Origin of the sequence: Serratia sp. AXJ-M, assembly GCF_046531865.1 — a bacterium.
Taxonomy (GTDB): domain Bacteria; phylum Pseudomonadota; class Gammaproteobacteria; order Enterobacterales; family Enterobacteriaceae; genus Serratia; species Serratia liquefaciens.
Genome location: NZ_CP059394.1, coordinates 3,454,084 through 3,470,750, shown reverse-complemented (window position 1 = coordinate 3,470,750; position 16,667 = coordinate 3,454,084). Strand labels below are relative to the sequence as shown.

Here is a 16,667-nt window from a genome sequence, read left to right as displayed (position 1 = left end):
CGGCGCCGGTTAGCGGCGCCTGCTGCATCCTCGCATTACCAGGACGAAGACGACCAGAAAACGCGCCCCAGCACCACCAGTTGGTCTTTGCGCTGCGGGTAGCTCAGGTGTTCGTCCTGGTATTCTTCCCGGTTCAATGAACGAATGGTGACGCCACCGTCGGGCTGTTCGATCAGCACTTTTACCCGCAGCAGGTTACCGTGGCGAATCGCGTAGGTTTTCCCTTCGCGGATGCGAGTATCATCGGTATTGATCCCCACTACGTCGCCGTCTTGCAGCCGGGGCTCCATGCTGGATCCGGAGATGCGGATGATCCGCGCGGCATTCACCGCCACCCCCATCTTGTGCAGATAGTAGCGGCGGAAAATCAGCGAAAACTCTTCACGATCGACGATTTCATAACAGCCATCGCCGGCAGAAAAATTGATATCCAGCAGGGGAATTTCCACAAACTCTTCCTTGTCCTGTTCGGTATCTTCCCACACCACCGGCTTGAGGCGGGCAGGTTGAAAATCCGACTCCGCCGCCACGTTATCGAACGGGCGCACCAATTCTTTTTCATGGAACACGTCGAACCAGCCCTTGGGCAGGTTCAGCTTGGCCTCGATCCGCCTGGCGAGATTATCGCCCAGGTTGCGGGAGGACTTTTCACCGCTGATTTGGCTCAACGTGGGCGAAGAGGACTCAACCAGCACTGCAAAGTCGTTCTGGTTAATGCCCTGACGGGCGTAGCTGGCCATCAGCTCGCGCAAATTATTGCGTCTTATTTCTTTGGTTTCCATTGGGCGATGATCGCATTCTTTAGCAAAAAGGTAAATATCGTTTTTGCTAAATTAAGCTTGCCTTTTATTTAGCAATTAGCTAAACATTGACGGGTGGACAAGGTCCATGAAGGAATTGTAGGGCGCTGCAAGTTGCGCCAGTATGAACCGGGGCGAATACTCTTGCCCTTTACAGTGGTTGGATCACACGTGTTTAACCCACAAGGAATCTACGATGTTCAGTATGGATTACAACAGCTACCGTTCGGTAGCCAGCTTCGGCCACCGAGTGCGCTTTTTGGTGCTGCACTATACCGCGCAGAATTTTGCCGACTCGGTGCAGTCATTGACCGGCAAGTCGGTCAGCGCCCATTATCTGGTGCCGGATCCCGAAGATCCAACCTATAAGGCGGCAGGCTTTAGCGGCGTAAGGATTTTCAATCTGGTCGATGAAGTCGAGCGGGCCTGGCACGCCGGCACCAGCCAGTGGGGCAATCGTTCGAACCTCAACGATACCGCGATTGGCATTGAGATCGTCAATCTGGCGAGCGGCGATGGCGAGGACATCACTTTCCCACCTTTTAACCCGCAGCAGATCGCGGCAGTAACTCAATTGACGCAAAATATTCTGCAGCGCTATCCGGATATCACGCCGATTAACGTAGTGGCACATTCCGATATTGCACCGGGCCGCAAAAGCGATCCCGGCCCGCAATTTCCTTGGCATCAGCTGTACCAGGCCGGTGTCGGTGCCTGGTATGACGACGCGGTGAAGCAGCGTTATCAGCATGAGTATCAATGCCAGGGGGTACCTACACAGCAAGATTTACTGGCGCTATTTGCCAGGTACGGGTACGACACCTCGGCGGCGACCAATGCAGAGGGTTACCGCCAGCTGGTTCGCGCCTTCCAACTGCATTTCCGTCAACGGCAGTATGACGGTGTGATGGATGCCGAAACCGCCGCCATTTTACGCGCGCTGGTGGATAAATATGCCGCTTAAGGCTTGAGCGCGGATGAGGGACGCCTTATCCGCCTTTTCTCCCAACCCTTTCCTCCGCTAAACTGATGCTCTTTCTCGCCACTGATAACGGGATGCATCGTGCGCCTCGACAGAAAAATATCCTCGTTCGAACGTCTGACCTATCGCCATTACCGCATTGTGCACGGCGTGCGCATTGGGCTGGCGTTTATCCTGACCTTTATGCTGATCCGCCTGCTCGAAGTGCCGGAAGGCACCTGGCCACTGATTACGCTGGTGGTGGTGATGGGACCGATCTCGTTCTGGGGCAATGTGCTGCAACGGGCGTTGCAGCGTATCGCAGGTACGGTATTTGGCGCCGCCTCGGGGCTGATTGCCCTGTATCTCGAGCTTTACTCATTGCCGCTGATGCTGGTGTGGTGCGGAGTGGTGATGTTTTTCTGTGGCTATCTGACGCTCGGTAAGCGGCCCTACATGGCGCTGCTGGTGGGGATCACGCTGGCGGTGGTTTGCGGTGCGGGGGCCGGTGATATGCATACCGCACTGTGGCGCAGCGGTGACGTAATTTTTGGTTCGCTGTTGGCGTTGCTGTTCACCAGCATTTATCCGCAACGTGCTTATATTTTGTGGCGCATGGAGATGGCGGATTGCCTGGAAAACGTCAGCAAGATCTACGGCGCGTACCTGTCACCAAATATGATAGAACGGCCGCGGCTGGAGCCACAGCTGAAAGACCTGCTCAATAAGGTCGTTAAATTACGCGGCCTGATTGTCCCCAGCAGCAAAGAGACCCACATCCCCAAAGCGGTTTTCGAGGCGGTGCAGACGCTGAGCCGCAACCTGGTTTGTACGCTGGAATTGCTGGCCGACGCTTATTGGGCCTCGCGCGAAACCCACTTTATTATGCTGAATGCCAAAACGCTGCGCAGTGCGCAACTGCTAACGCTGAATTCGTTGCAGTCGCTGGCAGTCACGATGCGTGACGGCCCGCAGACACAGTTGTCGGCAGAAGCGGGGCAACTGAGCGAAATTGCCGCCGAATTGAAAACCCTGATGCAGGAGGCCAGCTTCAGTCAGCACGGCGAAGCGCCAATTTATGGCTACGTATGGTTGAGCATGGAACTGACGCAACAGTTGGAAGAACTGGGCGATCTGCTCAAGGTGTGTACCGCCAGCGGGCGTGAATAGGGGGTCAGATCATGAAGCGGGCGCTTCGGGTTTTTGTCATGACGCCAAAGTGAGTAAGATAGGGCGATGAGTGTTGTGCCTGACCGCCACAAACCTGTATCTTGGTACCATTGTGGCCGTAAGCAAATGAATCTGTGTATTACTAAAGCAAGGGTATGAAGATGGATAATGCAAATAAGCCGAGTTTCCAGGACGTTCTGGAGTTTGTGCGTATGTTCCGACGTAAAAATAAGCTGCAGCGTGAAATTGTCGACAACGAGAAGAAAGTTCGTGATAACCAAAAACGCGTGCTGCTGCTCGATAACCTGAGCGAGTACATCAAGCCGGGCATGAGCATTGAAGACGTTCAGGGCATCATTGCCAATATGCGCAGCGACTATGAAGATCGCGTTGATGATTACATCATCAAAAATGCCGATTTGTCCAAAGAACGCCGCGAACTGTCCAAAAAGCTGAAGGCTATGGGCGAAGTGAAGTAACCGTTTTTATCGGGTCAGGCATTCGCCTGGCCCTTTTATTGTTTTCCCTGTATCCCCAGTCCAGCCCCTTTAGTGGCCTGCGCCGTACACGTCAAAATCAAAGTATTTATCGTTCACCTTCTTGTAGGTGCCGTTGGCGATGATCGCCTGCAGCGCAGCATTGAATGCGTTACGCAGGGCGATATCCTCTTTACGCAGCCCAATGCCGTCACCGATACCGAAATATTTGCTGTCACTGAGTTCGGCACCGATAAAGGCAAAGTCTTTTCCTGCTGGGGTGTGGAAAAACTCACTGGCACTGACGCTGGCCAGCAACGAAGCATCTAAGCGGCCGTTGAGCAAATCCTCATTGGCTTCCTGCTGGCTCTGGTAGGACACAACGTTAACGCCGGCCGGCCGCCACAGGGCGTTGGCATAGGTTTCCTGACTGGATCCCTGCTGCACGCCAATGGATTTGCCTTTCAGCGAAGCCGCCGTGGGTTGCAGGTTGCTGCCTTTACGGGCCACTAATCGTGCTGGCGCATTGGACACCTTGTCCGAGAAGGCGATCTGCGCCTGGCGCTGCGGCGTAATGGTCATCGACGAGGCAATCGCATCAAATTTTTTCGCCAGCAACCCCGGGATCATTCCGTCCCAACTGCTCTCAACCCAAACGCATTTGGCCTGCATTTGATCGCACATTGCCTGTGCAATATCGACCCCAAATCCTGTCAACGCCCCCTGTGGCGTTTTAAATTCCAGCGGTGGATAGGTCGGATCCACGCCGAGTTTAATTACTTTTCCGCTGAATTCCCCAGCAGAAACGGCGAAACTTAACGCCAGCGGCAGCAGGAGAACCAGGCTAATCTTTGTTTTCATTTTATGTTCCTCGGCGTAATGGTGTGCAAAAGGGATTAAGCCAAAAAGCGCTCAACCAGCTTGACCCAGTAAGTGGCGCCAATCGGCAGGCACTCGTCGTTAAAATCGTAACCGGCGTTATGTAGCGAATTGCCGGGCGTACTATCCCCATTGCCGATCGAGATATAGCTGCCGGGGCATTTTTCCAACATAAATGCGAAGTCTTCGCTGGCGGTAAAGGGGCGCAGAGACGGGATCAACTGCTGTTCCCCCGCCCAGTCCAACGCCACCGCACGTGCCAGCTCAGTTTCCGCCATCTGATTTACCAAAACCGGATAACCCTGTTGGTAATCAATGTCCGCCCGAGCACCAAAACTGGCGGCTTGCGCTTCTACCAGCGCCGTAATGCGGTTTTCCAGGCGTTGGCGAACGCCCGCATCCAGTGCGCGTACGCTTAGCGTCATGGTTGCTGTGGCAGGGATCACGTTGGCGGCACGGCCTGCCTGGATCGCGCCAACCGTCACGATTGCCGTTTCCTGCGGATCGATATTTCTGGAGACGATGGTTTGCAGACTCATCACAATGGCGGCGCAAACCACCACCGGATCGACCGTGTGCTGCGGCACCGCGCCGTGGCCGCCGTGACCGTGCAGGGTAATATTGACCGTATCGGCCGAACACATGAAAGCGCCGCTGGCAAAGCCCAACTGGCCGACAGGAAAGCCGGGTACGTTGTGCATGGCGAACACCGCATCACAGGGAAACCGTTCGAACAAGCCGTCTTCAATCATCACTCTGGCGCCGCCGCCGCCTTCTTCCGCCGGCTGAAAAATCAGATGCAGAGTCCCGGTAAAATCAGAGTGTTGCGCCAGGTAACGCGCCGCTGCCAGCAGCATAGTGGTGTGGCCATCATGACCGCAGGCATGCATCACGCCGCGGTGGGTGCTGGTGTAGCTTAATCCGCTGGTTTCTTCAATCGGCAATGCATCCATATCGGCACGCAAACCCAGTGATTTTCCCGAGCCTCGCCGCAAGGTGGCGACAACGCCTGTTTGCCCCAATTCCCGTGTAACCTGGTAGCCCCAGTTGGACAGCAGTTTTGCGACCAACTCGCCGGTGGCAAACTCGTTGAATCCCAATTCGGGGTGAGCATGAATATGGCGGCGGATAGCGACCATTTCATGCTTAACTGCCGCTATTTCAGGTAAGACAAGCGGATTGTTCATCGCGGTATCCTGATTGAATATTCGATTTCCGACGTTCGATAAGCGGAAAACAAGATACTCCCGACACTAGCAAACAACCCGTTGGTCGGGGAGCCGCCGTTCGGTTATGCTGACAACAATAGGTTGTCATGGGGGCGTCATGAAACTGCATCAGTTACAGGCATTGGTGGCCAGCGCTGACGGCGGCAGTATCCGCGCCGCCGCGAGGCAATTGGGGCTTTCACAGGCAGCGGTTACGCGCGCTTTGCGTGAACTGGAGCAACAACAGGAACTGCCGTTGCTGCTTCGCTCTCCGAGCGGTCTGGGGTTCACGCCGTACGGGAAAACGCTGTTGGCGCATGCCCGGTTGGTGCTGAATCAGCTGGAACAGGCTAATAATGAAATGGCGGGGTTACGCGGGTTAGCGCAAGAGCAGGTGAAAGCGGCTATTACGCCGTGGTTGATGTTGACGGTGTTGCCGACGGCGGTGTTGGCCTTTCGCAAAAAGATGCCCAAGGTGAAACTGGAACTGTTTGAAAGCCTGATGGCCAACGCGCAATCACAACTGCGTGAGGGCACGATGGATTTTGCCATCACGCCGCTTCCGGTTTCGATGGCACCGCAGGAGTTTCATTGCGAACCCTTGCTCGATTATGAAACGGCGGTGATGGTGCGGCAGGGGCATTCGTTGAGCCAAAGCACCTCGATTCACCAGTTGCTGGAGCAGGATTGGGTGCTGAACTACACACCGGAAAATCATGACGATTTAATTCATCAACTGTTCAGCCAACACGGCGCTCACCTCGATCCGAATCGTATTATTCATGCGCATTCCCTGGGCATGCTGCAGGCGATGGTAGAGTCGGCGGACATGTGTACCTGGTGTCCGGCGCCGTTGGTCGGCCTGCCGCAGTTTGCCGGGCGCTTGCAGCCGTTGGTGCTGCGGGAAAGTTGCGATCCGGCACGGCTGAATATCGTGACTCGGCGCAACAGCATTCTCAGCACCGCCGCTCATGCGCTGATAGATAACCTGATTCGCACTCTGCGCCAGCACGCCCGCTCCGCACGACAGGAGGACCGACTGATTTATGATCGGGTGCGGCTGTTGATTTAGGAATAGGGAGTGGTACGAGCGGGTTGGAGGGCCGGCTATTCAGGGCGTGAAGCAGACGTCTTCATATCGCAAGAAAACGCTATACCGTATTCCGTGTTAGTTAGACGCTATCTTCATTTTTCGGGGGGATGTGGATACATGAAAAATACGAAATTGCATGTTGTCGTGGCGTGGTAGAGTGTGGGCTGCCCGAAGATCGATTAGAGATTTACGCCATGCAACAAATTGATTTTTACATGATAGATGCCTTTAGCAACACGACTTTTGGCGGTAATGCCGCAGCGGTATGCCCGTTAACAGAATGGTTGCCTGATGAGACATTATTGAAAATGGCCCAGCAGCATAACCAGTCAGAAACAGCATTCTTTGTCGCAAATGATACTGGCTTTGAATTGCGATGGTTTACCTCCCTGGCTGAAATAAATCTGTGTGGGCATGCCACACTGGCAGCTGCGCACGTTATCTTTGAACATCTTGATTACCCAGGTTCGACTATTCATTTTGCTACCCGATTTGTTGGCCCGCTGACGGTGGTGCGCAACGATAAATGGCTGACGCTCGATTTTCCTGCATGGGAAACCAAGCCTGTCATGCCACCGGCATTATTGCTGGACACGTTGGGCATCACAGAATGCAAAGAAGTGCGCGTGGCGCGTGATTACCTGGTAGTAATGGAGAATCGGCAGCAGGTCGAAACTGTACGCCCGAATATCAATGGCATGCTTCCCCTGGGAAAAATGGTGTGTATAACGGCTGCAGGTGACGATGAATACGATTTTGTTAGCCGTTTCTTCTGCCCAGGCGAAGCCGTAGCGGAAGACCCTGTTACAGGTTCGGCGCATAGCATGCTCATTCCTTACTGGGCTGAAAAACTGAATAAAACGCAGATGTTGGCGCATCAGGGATTAGAGCGTGGCGGGGATTTACGCTGCCAGCTAGTGGGCGATCGCGTTTACATCGGCGGACAGGCAACAACCTATTTGATAGGCAAAGTGCTGTTGCGCTAGACCTATTGAATGCTGCTCAAAATATAAGGTCTGCTGCCACCCTTAGCCGCCGTTCTCCCAATCTCCAAAAGCAAAACGCCCGCTTAAGTTTCCTTAAGCGGGCGTCTTTAATATGGCTCCTCTGACTGGACTCGAACCAGTGACATACGGATTAACAGTCCGCCGTTCTACCGACTGAACTACAGAGGAATCGTGTGAACGGGGCGAATAATAGCGGGGTGGTGCGGCTTTGTCAAAGCACTAAACTGCGAAAAAAGTGCGTTTGCTGTCGGAATGAACATGTTGCGTTGTTTTTCGGCATTTATCCCCCCTGTCAGCACTGATTATCACTGTAAAACCCCTGGCGTGATGTTGCACCGGCCTTTGCACATTTACGGTGCGAAGGATCTCGCGGTTGATTTGCATGTGGCCAACATCGCCGAGAAGTTTTTTCACACAATTGCCGCCAGAGCCCCCCACAGAGCCACCTGACGGCAGTGATTGCCCCGTGTTTTCCCTCTGATATGTAGGATGAATAAACAGAAAATATGTATTGGCCGTCACAATGGCTGGATTTTTGCTTGCTTAAATTCGGGTAATGCGACTGCGCTCTCGCGCAAATTATTTTCCCCGTCTACACATAAAGTGACTGCTCCACGCCTCTGGGCGTTTCGCTAAAACAGTGCTGAGGAATACAACAATGTCATCGAAATTGATTAAAAGTCCGCTCGCTGCTCTGCTTATCGGTTGTTTAGGTTCTGCTTTTTATGCTCAGGCCGATATCGTTATCGGCGTCGCCGGGCCGTTCTCCGGGCCGAATGCGACCTATGGCGATCAGTACTGGCGTGGTGCCTCGCAGGCGGCAGCGGATATCAACGCCGCCGGCGGGATTAAAGGGGAAAAAATTAAGCTGGTGCAGGGGGATGACGCCTGTGAACCCAAACAGGCGGTTTCGGTCGCCAACCGCCTGGTCGATCAGGACAAGGTCGCAGCGGTGGTGGGACACTTCTGCTCATCCTCCACCATGCCGGCCTCCGAGGTGTATGACGAAGCCGGTATTATCGCCATCACCCCTGGCTCTACCAACCCGCAGATCACCGAGCGCGGCATGACCAACATGTTCCGCATGTGCGGCCGTGACGATCAGCAAGGGGTGATCGCCACCAATTACATGCTGAATACCCTGAAGGCCAAGCGCATTGCGGTGATCCACGACAAGGACACCTACGGCCAGGGGCTAGCGGATGCCGCCAGGGCGGAAATGAACAAGCGCGGCGTGAAAGAGGTGCTGTATGAAGGGTTGTCGCGCGGTGAAAAAGACTTTAACGCGCTGGTGACCAAAATTGCCTCGGTCAAACCCGACGTGGTCTATTTCGGCGGCTGCCACCCAGAAGCCGGACCATTGGTGCGCCAGATGCGTGAGCAGGGCGTCACCGCCAAGTTCTTCTCCGGCGACTGTATCGTGACCGAAGAGCTGGTGACCGCTGCCGGCGGGCCGCAGTACACCAACGGCGTGCTGATGACCTTCGGTAACGACCCGCGTCAAATCCCGGAAGGTAAGGCGGTGATCGCCAAATTCCGCGCCAGCGGTTTCGAGCCGGAAGGTTATACCCTCTACTCCTACGCCTCTATTCAGGCGATCGCCGCGGCCTTTAACGCCACCGGCGGCAAAGACAGCGCCAAGGCCAGCGAATGGCTGAAATCTCATGATGTGGATACCGTGATGGGCAAAAAGGCCTGGGATAAGAAAGGTGACCTGAAGGTATCGGATTACGTGGTCTATCAGTGGGACGACAAGGGCAAATATCACCAACTCTAAACAATCCTCGGCGTCTTTCAAGCCGCAGCGTTGTTGGCTGCCTACGTTCACCCCAGTCACTTAGTGGACCTAAGCTCCTGGGGATTCACGTACTTGCCGCCTGGCTGCAGTTTGAAATCCATTGAGGATTAACCAGCAAGCGGATCCGCATGTGCTGCGGATCCGCGCCGATTCTTCCCTTGGGCCGCGCCTGCTGTTGCTTGCGGTCCCACCAGGCGAGACTGCTTATTATGGACGTTTTCTTTCTGCAACAATTGATCAACGGCCTGACGCTCGGCGCAGTTTATGGCCTGATCGCCATCGGCTACACCATGGTTTACGGCATTATCGGCATGATCAACTTCGCCCACGGCGAGGTGTATATGATCTCCGCCTACCTGTGCGCTATCGGGCTGGCGCTGCTGTCGTTCTTCGGCCTGCAGTCGTTCCCGCTGCTGATCCTCGGTACGCTGGTGTTTACCATCGTGATCACCGGCGTGTATGGCTGGGTGATCGAACGTATCGCCTACAAACCCTTGCGCAACTCTACCCGTTTAGCCCCCTTGATCTCCGCAATCGGCATGTCGCTGATCCTGCAAAACTACGCACAAATCAGCCAGGGACCACGCCAGCAAGGGATCCCAACCCTGCTGGATGGAGTGTTCCGCCTCAACTTTGACGGCGGGGTGATTCAAATCACCTACACCAAGGTGTTTATCCTGTTCGCGTCGCTGCTGGGCATGGCGATCCTCACTTACATCATTCAACACACCCGGCTGGGGCGCATTTGTCGCGCCACTCAGCAAGACCGCAAAATGGCGTCAATTCTCGGCATCAACACCGATAGGGTCATTTCCCTGGTGTTCGTGATCGGCGCCGCCATGGCCGGCCTGGCGGGGGTGTTGATCACCATGAACTACGGCACCTTCGATTTCTACGTCGGCTTTATCATCGGCATCAAAGCCTTTACAGCCGCGGTATTGGGCGGCATAGGGTCGTTACCCGGCGCGATGCTGGGCGGCCTGCTGCTGGGCGTGGCGGAGGCGCAGTTCGCCGGCATGGTGAACTCGGATTACAAAGACGTGTTCTCCTTCGGTTTGCTGGTGGTGATCCTGATTTTCCGCCCTCAGGGCCTGCTCGGACGGCCAATGGTCGCTAAGGTTTGAGGGGAAAACTTATGTCGCACTCAGAGGTTCACCCAGGGCTGAACGTTAAGCGCAGCCTGCTGGACGCCGTATTGGCCGGGCTGATTGCCCTGATCGTGTTTGGGCCGATCGTCGGCATCGTTCTGAACGGTTACAGCTTTAACTTCGAGCCGCACCGTCTGGTGTGGATTATCGCGGTGGTGATGGCCGGGCGGCTGTTACTGAGCCTGTTTCTGCAAACCACACCGGGCCGTAAATTGCTGACGCGCTTTGACGGCGGTAACGACGGGGTGTATGTCCGGCCGATCGGCGCCAAGACCAGCCTGCGCTGGATTATTCCGTTAATGGCGGTCATCGCGCTGCTGTTTCCGTTTGTCGCCACCAAATACCTGCTGACGGTGGCGATACTGGGGCTGATTTACGTGCTGCTCGGGCTGGGCTTGAACATCGTTGTCGGGCTCGCCGGGCTGCTGGACCTGGGCTACGTGGCGTTCTACGCCATTGGTGCTTATGGGCTGGCGCTGGGCTACCAGTATCTCGGCCTCGGGTTCTGGGCGATGTTGCCATTGGGGGCGCTGATGGCGGCGCTGGCCGGCGCGCTGCTGGGGTTCCCGGTGTTGCGTATGCACGGTGACTATCTGGCGATCGTCACGCTGGGGTTTGGCGAGATCATCCGGCTGGTGCTGAACAACTGGATGTCGCTGACCGGCGGGCCGAATGGCGTCTCGGTCCCGGCGCCGACGATTTTTGGCCTGGAGTTTGGCCGACGCGCGAAGGACGGCGGCGTGCCGATTCATGAATTCCTCGGCATCACTTATAACCCTAACCTGAAATTTATCTTTATCTATGCGGTGCTGTTCCTGGTGGTGCTGCTGGTGCTGTACATCAAGCACCGGTTGACGCGCATGCCGATCGGCCGCGCCTGGGAAGCCCTGCGCGAGGATGAAATCGCCTGTCGTTCGCTCGGCTTAAACCACGTGTTGGTCAAGCTGTCGGCCTTTATGATGGGCGCGTCCACTGCCGGGCTGGCCGGGGTGTTTTTCGCCACTTATCAGGGGTTCGTCAACCCCACCTCGTTTACCTTCTTCGAATCGGCGTTGATCCTGGCGATCGTGGTGCTGGGCGGGATGGGATCGACCATCGGCGTGGTGCTGGCGGCGTTCGTGCTCACGGTGGCGCCGGAACTGTTGCGCAGCTTCGCCGAGTACCGCGTGCTGTTGTTTGGCGTGCTGATGGTGGCGATGATGATTTGGCGACCGCGTGGGCTGGTACGGATCAGCCGAACCAGCTTTGCGCCGCGTAAGGGGGTGGCACCATGAGCGACGCAATCTTGCAGGTTGAGCGTCTGATGATGCATTTTGGCGGCATCAAGGCGCTCAACGACGTGAATCTGGCGGTCGAACGCGGCTCGATCACCGCGTTGATCGGCCCTAATGGCGCCGGCAAAACCACGGTGTTCAACTGCCTGACCGGCTTTTACCGCGCCACCGGCGGCGCCATCCTGCTTAACACCCACAAACGGCCAACCGACGTGATCCAGGTGCTGGGGCAGAAGTTTCGCGCCGGCGACTGGGTAAACCCGAAGCGGTTGGGATCGCGCCTGTACTACAAAATGTTCGGCGGGACCCATCTGGTCAATCGCGCCGGGCTGGCACGCACCTTCCAGAATATCCGTTTGTTTCGCGAAATGTCGGTGGTGGAGAATCTGCTGGTGGCGCAGCACATGCTCAGCAACCGTAATCTGGTCGCCGGGGTGCTCAATACGCCGGGCTATCGCCGGGCGGAAAGCCAGGCGCTGGATCGCGCTTTTTACTGGCTGGAAGTGGTGGAGCTGGTGGACTGCGCCAACCGGCTGGCGGGGGAGATGTCATATGGCCAGCAGCGGCGGCTGGAGATCGCCCGGGCGATGTGCACCACGCCGGAGATGATCTGCCTTGACGAACCCGCCGCCGGGCTGAACCCGGTGGAGACGGCGACCCTGAGCCGCATTATCCGTTTCCTGCGTCAGCACCACGGCATCACGGTACTGCTGATCGAGCACGATATGGGCATGGTGATGGAAATTTCCGATCGGGTGATTGTGCTGGACCATGGCGATGTGATCGCCGAAGGCACGCCGAAAGAAATACAGCATAACGACACGGTGATCGCCGCTTACCTTGGCGCGGATGAAGAGGAGCTGGCGGGATGAGCAATGTGATGTTGGAATTTCGCAATGTGGACGTGTTTTACGGCCCGATCCAGGCGTTGCAGCAGGTCTCGTTACAGGTCAATGAAGGGGAAACGGTGGCGCTGATTGGCGCCAACGGCGCGGGCAAGTCCACGCTGCTGATGTCGATCTTCGGCCAACCGCGCATCAGCGGCGGGCAGATCCTGTTTCGCGGAGAGGATATCAGCCAGCGTTCTACCCATTATGTTGCCAGCAGCGGTATCGCCCAGGCGCCGGAGGGGCGACGGATCTTTCCGGACATGAGCGTGGAGGAAAACCTGCTGATGGGCACCATCACTGTCGGCAATCGCTATGTGGATGAAGACCTGCAGCGCATGTTCGAGCTGTTTCCACGCCTGAAGGAGCGGCGCAACCAGCGGGCGATGACCATGTCCGGCGGCGAACAGCAGATGCTGGCGATTGCCCGAGCCTTGATGAGCCGCCCGAAGCTGCTGCTGCTGGATGAGCCGAGCCTGGGGCTGGCACCGATTATCGTCAAACAGATCTTCAGCATTCTGCGCGAATTGACCCGTGGCGGCATGACGCTGTTCCTGGTGGAGCAGAACGCCAACCATGCGCTCAAGTTGTCCGATCGCGGTTATGTGATGGTCAACGGCCAAATCCGGCTGACCGGCAGCGGCGCGGAGCTGTTAAGCAATCAGGAGGTGAGGAAGGCTTATCTGGGCGGCGCTTAAAACTGGCGCTGGATCACGCGCACGTTCAGCCGTACCAGAGCGATGATGCCACTGGACAAGATCCGCAGGCCGCGGGGCAAATCGCGGCGGCGGATATCCAGCAACAACACGGTGCGCACCTGGTCGCTGTCGTTCCACACTTCGTGTTCGAAGGTGTCGTCCCACAGCATAAATTCCCCCTCGTTCAGCCGGTACTCCCGCCCGTCGACTTTCAACACCGCAGCGGGTTCACCGTCGGCGCGTTTGGGCATCGCCAACACCAGATAGCCGCGCAGAATGCCGCGGAACGGACCTCGGTGCGCGGGCACCTGTTTGCCGGGTGCCAGGAACGACAATGAGGCTGAAAGCACATCCGGGGAAGAGGCGATCAATTGTGCAAGCTGCGGGCAACGGGCGAGGTTGCGCGCTATCGGCTGCCCATAGGCCTGCATGATAAACATCCGCCAGTCGCGAGCGTCGTTGGCGGAGATCGACGCCTGTTCGCTCATGATCTCGTGAAAACGTGGGATATTACGCAGATCTTGCGCTACGGTCAGCGCTTCCTCGCGTATCTGCTGCCAGTGAGCGGTAAAGCGTTGGGCGTCGGGAAACAGCCGGTTGCTGTCGAGGACCGGTGAACTGCTGATGCGGCGATCGTAAATACGGCGAAGAGCAAGCACAGACCAATCGTAGATAGCTGACATAGTGACCTCAATAGCAGTGAGCCGATTTCTCGCCGTCTTAGGGTTGTTTTAGATGTGATTGCCGGACGATCAATTCGCCGGTATACAGCCGTTGTCCGCCGGGTTCGAAGGCCTGCGTCAGGCAGTGAATGCCATCGGCTATCAGCTGCTGCATCGGCTGGCGGTAAGTGGTTAGCTGGTAGCTGGGGGAGGCCGCCAGCTCAATGTCGTCAAAGCCCACCACGGCAATCGGCGCACAGCCCGGCGTGGCGCGTATGGCATCGATAACGCCGACTGCCAGAATGTCGTTCTCGCAAAAAATGGCGTCTATCCGTTGCTCTGCCGGGGTGGCGGCCAGGTAGGTCGAAAAGGCCTCCATCCCGCAAAGACGCTGGTAGTGCGGAGCCTGCAGCACCAGGTTGACCTCACGCTGCTGTTGCGCCAGCGCGGCACGGAAACCGTCCAGGCGGCGCAACTGGGTAGATTCGCTGATTGGCCCCGCCAGATAGCCCATACGCGGGTAATCTTGCTGGAGCAGCAACTCGCCGATATCGAACCCAGCCTGATAACCGTGGGTCGCCAGCACCTGGATATAGGGGCTTTCACTGTAGCGATACAGCACTACCAGCGGAATACGGTGAATGTCCTGCGCCAGGCTGATCAGCCGGTCATTGAGCAGCGTGCCGAGGAACAGCAGCCCGTCCACCTGCATTTGGTCTGCCAGCGTCAGCACCGACTCGTAATCGTGTTCAGAGGTGATATTGAGCAGCAACGCCATATAACCGCGGCTTTGCAACTGCCGGGTCACTTCATCCAGCAGCGTAAAGATATGCGGGTTTTTCAGTTCGTCCGCCACCAGCCCGATGATGCGAGTACTCTTTTTCGACAGGCTGCGCGCCAGCAGGTTAGGGCGATAACCCAATTCACGCGCTGCGGTTTGAACCCGTTGCATGGCCTGCGGTGAGATCGACGCGCCGTCGGTAAAGGCACGCGATACCGTCCATTTAGACACGCCGGCGCGGGCGGCCACATCGCTGGCCGTCGCCTTGCGTGCTGCGGGCGCTTGGGTAGAGCCGGGTTTCTTCGCCATCATCTTTCGCTCGTGATGAAAAAACGGTATGGGTTCAACAGATTAGCACAGCGTGGTCGAATGCGGGAGTTGCCGACGCCGGCGCGAGGATCCTGCGGGCCATCGGCACAACGCAGCGGATCTTTTTAGCGGTATTTTGTGATCCTGATCGGCAGATTTATTATGGCGCATTTGACTTATTTTTAACCCTCTCCAATAGTCCATCGCAAGTGGCATTTGTTGAGCGGTCAAGTTGCTACCTAATTTTGCACCCGGGTGCAGTTAAAATTTGCACCCGGGTGCAATGCGACGAAAACAGTGAAATCCAAGGTTTCGGGAGCAACTATGCTAAATGGCGAAAGAAAAACGGCGCGCCCTCTGCGCTGGGCAATGGTCGGCGGCGGGCGGTTGGGGCAGGTGGGCTACAAGCATCGCTGCGGGGCGCTACGGGATAATACCGCTTTTGAGCTGGTGGCCGGCGCGTTTGATATCGTGCCGGATCGCGGCCGCGAGTTTGGCGTGAACCTGGGGGTAGCGGCCGAACGCTGCTATGAAGATTACCGCACGTTGTTCGCTCAAGAGGCGCTGCGTGAGGACGGCATTGAAGTGGTGTCGGTAGCGACGCCGAACGGTACGCATTACGAAATTACCCGTGCGGCGCTGCAGGCCGGGTTGCACGTCATCTGCGAGAAACCGCTGTTTTTCACCAGCCAGGAAGCCTATGAAATTAAAGCGCTGGCGGCGGAAAAAAACCTGTTCGTCGGCGTGACTTACGGTTTCTCCGGCCACCCGCTGCTGCTGCAAATGCGCGCGATGATCGCCAACGGCCAGATTGGCGAAGTACGGATGGTGGATCTGCAATATACCCACGGTTTTAATGCCACGGACGAAGTGGATCGCCTCAGCGAAGCGCAGAAATGGCGCATTGACCCCAAGATCTCCGGCCCGAGCTTTGTGCTGGGGGATATTTCCACCCACACCTACTACCTCTCCCAATTGGTCATGCCGCAGATGCAGATCCGCGAGCTGCTCTGCGATCGGCAAAGTTTTATTCCCTCGCGTGCGCCGCTGGAAGACAACGCGCTGGTGATGATGCGCTATGAAAGCGGCGCGGTAGGGCGGATGTGGGCTTCATCGGTGAATGCCGGCGCGATGAGCAGCCAGCGCATTCGCATCGTGGGGTCGAAGGCCAGCCTGGAGTGGAGCGACATCAACCCCAGCGAGCTGCGCTACGAGGTGCAGGGGCAGCCAAACCAGACGCTGTATCGCGGCATGGCGTATCTGGACGATACCTGCAACGCCTGGGAACGGCTGGGGGCTTTGCATACCGAAGGCCTGACCGAATCCTGGGCCAACATCTACCTGAAATTTGCTCTGGCTATCGACGCCACCCGCCGCGGCGATCGGCAGGCGCTGGCGCAACTGGTGTATCCGGATATCGACGCCGGGATCGAGGGCGTGCGCTGGATTGAAAACTGCGTGCGTTCCGCCAACCAGGGCGCCCGTTGGGTGGCCTTTGAATAAACCTATTTACCCG

General features: G+C 56.7%; 16 protein-coding genes and 1 tRNA gene. 11 read left to right on the top strand and 6 right to left on the bottom strand.

From position 1 onward, the window contains the following. Window positions 1-35 precede the first annotated feature (35 nt). A complete protein-coding gene (locus H0S68_RS16305; RefSeq protein ID WP_020827740.1) occupies window positions 36-782 on the bottom strand; it encodes a helix-turn-helix transcriptional regulator in 747 nt (248 codons plus the stop codon). Between the two features lie 214 nt (window positions 783-996). Between H0S68_RS16305 and H0S68_RS16300 the strand changes: the two genes are divergently transcribed. The 3 genes from H0S68_RS16300 to tmaR all read left to right on the top strand — a co-directional run bounded on the left by H0S68_RS16300 (window position 997) and on the right by tmaR (window position 3,410). Further along, entirely contained in the window at window positions 997-1,764 is a 768-nt protein-coding gene (locus H0S68_RS16300) for an N-acetylmuramoyl-L-alanine amidase (protein ID WP_187961673.1), read from the top strand. Between the two features lie 99 nt (window positions 1,765-1,863). After that, window positions 1,864-2,931, top strand: a complete 1,068-nt coding sequence (locus H0S68_RS16295) for an FUSC family protein (protein WP_020827738.1) — start codon at window positions 1,864-1,866, stop codon at window positions 2,929-2,931. A 161-nt stretch (window positions 2,932-3,092) separates the two neighbouring features. After that, window positions 3,093-3,410, top strand: a complete 318-nt coding sequence (gene tmaR, locus H0S68_RS16290; protein WP_020827737.1) for a PTS system regulator TmaR — start codon at window positions 3,093-3,095, stop codon at window positions 3,408-3,410. A 69-nt stretch (window positions 3,411-3,479) separates the two neighbouring features. On the opposite strand, the gene H0S68_RS16285 is transcribed toward tmaR, so the two are convergent. Continuing rightward, a complete protein-coding gene (locus H0S68_RS16285; protein ID WP_410528846.1) occupies window positions 3,480-4,268 on the bottom strand; it encodes an ABC transporter substrate-binding protein in 789 nt (262 codons plus the stop codon). Between the two features lie 35 nt (window positions 4,269-4,303). After that, window positions 4,304-5,473 carry a M20 aminoacylase family protein gene (locus tag H0S68_RS16280; protein ID WP_410528845.1) on the bottom strand — a complete coding sequence of 390 codons (1,170 nt, stop codon included), beginning with the start codon at window positions 5,471-5,473 and terminating at the stop codon, window positions 4,304-4,306. Window positions 5,474-5,612: 139 nt separating this feature from the next. Between H0S68_RS16280 and H0S68_RS16275 the strand changes: the two genes are divergently transcribed. Further along, window positions 5,613-6,566 carry a LysR family transcriptional regulator gene (locus H0S68_RS16275; RefSeq protein ID WP_020827734.1) on the top strand — a complete coding sequence of 318 codons (954 nt, stop codon included), beginning with the start codon at window positions 5,613-5,615 and terminating at the stop codon, window positions 6,564-6,566. Window positions 6,567-6,781: 215 nt separating this feature from the next. Beyond that, on the top strand, window positions 6,782-7,573 hold the full coding sequence (locus tag H0S68_RS16270) for a PhzF family phenazine biosynthesis protein (protein WP_122079856.1): 792 nt from the start codon (window positions 6,782-6,784) through the stop codon (window positions 7,571-7,573). 113 nt (window positions 7,574-7,686) lie between these two features. Here H0S68_RS16270 and H0S68_RS16265 read toward each other — a convergent pair. Beyond that, window positions 7,687-7,762, bottom strand: a tRNA-Asn gene (locus tag H0S68_RS16265). Window positions 7,763-8,252: 490 nt separating this feature from the next. Here H0S68_RS16265 and H0S68_RS16260 point away from each other — a divergent pair. The 5 genes from H0S68_RS16260 to H0S68_RS16240 all read left to right on the top strand — a co-directional run bounded on the left by H0S68_RS16260 (window position 8,253) and on the right by H0S68_RS16240 (window position 13,399). After that, window positions 8,253-9,371: a branched-chain amino acid ABC transporter substrate-binding protein gene (locus H0S68_RS16260; RefSeq protein ID WP_020827729.1), complete on the top strand. Its 1,119-nt coding sequence runs from the start codon at window positions 8,253-8,255 to the stop codon at window positions 9,369-9,371. Between the two features lie 230 nt (window positions 9,372-9,601). Further along, the gene (locus H0S68_RS16255; protein WP_020827728.1) at window positions 9,602-10,516 is read left to right on the top strand and encodes an ABC transporter permease subunit; all 915 of its coding nucleotides are present in this window, start codon (window positions 9,602-9,604) and stop codon (window positions 10,514-10,516) included. A gap of 11 nt (window positions 10,517-10,527) precedes the next feature. Then, window positions 10,528-11,814: a high-affinity branched-chain amino acid ABC transporter permease LivM gene (gene livM, locus H0S68_RS16250; protein ID WP_115058463.1), complete on the top strand. Its 1,287-nt coding sequence runs from the start codon at window positions 10,528-10,530 to the stop codon at window positions 11,812-11,814. After that, window positions 11,811-12,686 (top strand): ABC transporter ATP-binding protein, encoded by an 876-nt coding sequence (locus H0S68_RS16245; RefSeq protein ID WP_410528844.1) that lies wholly within the window; start codon window positions 11,811-11,813, stop codon window positions 12,684-12,686. Before livM ends, H0S68_RS16245 begins: the two co-directional genes overlap by 4 nt. After that, a complete protein-coding gene (locus H0S68_RS16240; RefSeq protein WP_020827725.1) occupies window positions 12,683-13,399 on the top strand; it encodes an ABC transporter ATP-binding protein in 717 nt (238 codons plus the stop codon). The genes H0S68_RS16245 and H0S68_RS16240 overlap by 4 nt, the downstream gene beginning before the upstream one ends. Here H0S68_RS16240 and H0S68_RS16235 read toward each other — a convergent pair. Beyond that, window positions 13,396-14,082, bottom strand: coding sequence for an aspartyl/asparaginyl beta-hydroxylase domain-containing protein (locus tag H0S68_RS16235; RefSeq protein WP_115058464.1), 687 nt, complete (start codon window positions 14,080-14,082; stop codon window positions 13,396-13,398). The genes H0S68_RS16240 and H0S68_RS16235 overlap by 4 nt on opposite strands. A gap of 37 nt (window positions 14,083-14,119) precedes the next feature. Beyond that, complete coding sequence (locus H0S68_RS16230; RefSeq protein ID WP_115058465.1) at window positions 14,120-15,154, bottom strand: LacI family DNA-binding transcriptional regulator; 1,035 nt, start codon at window positions 15,152-15,154, stop codon at window positions 14,120-14,122. Window positions 15,155-15,475: 321 nt separating this feature from the next. On the opposite strand from H0S68_RS16230, the gene H0S68_RS16225 reads away from it, so the two are divergent. Beyond that, complete coding sequence (locus tag H0S68_RS16225; protein WP_410528843.1) at window positions 15,476-16,654, top strand: Gfo/Idh/MocA family protein; 1,179 nt, start codon at window positions 15,476-15,478, stop codon at window positions 16,652-16,654. Window positions 16,655-16,667 lie beyond the last annotated feature (13 nt).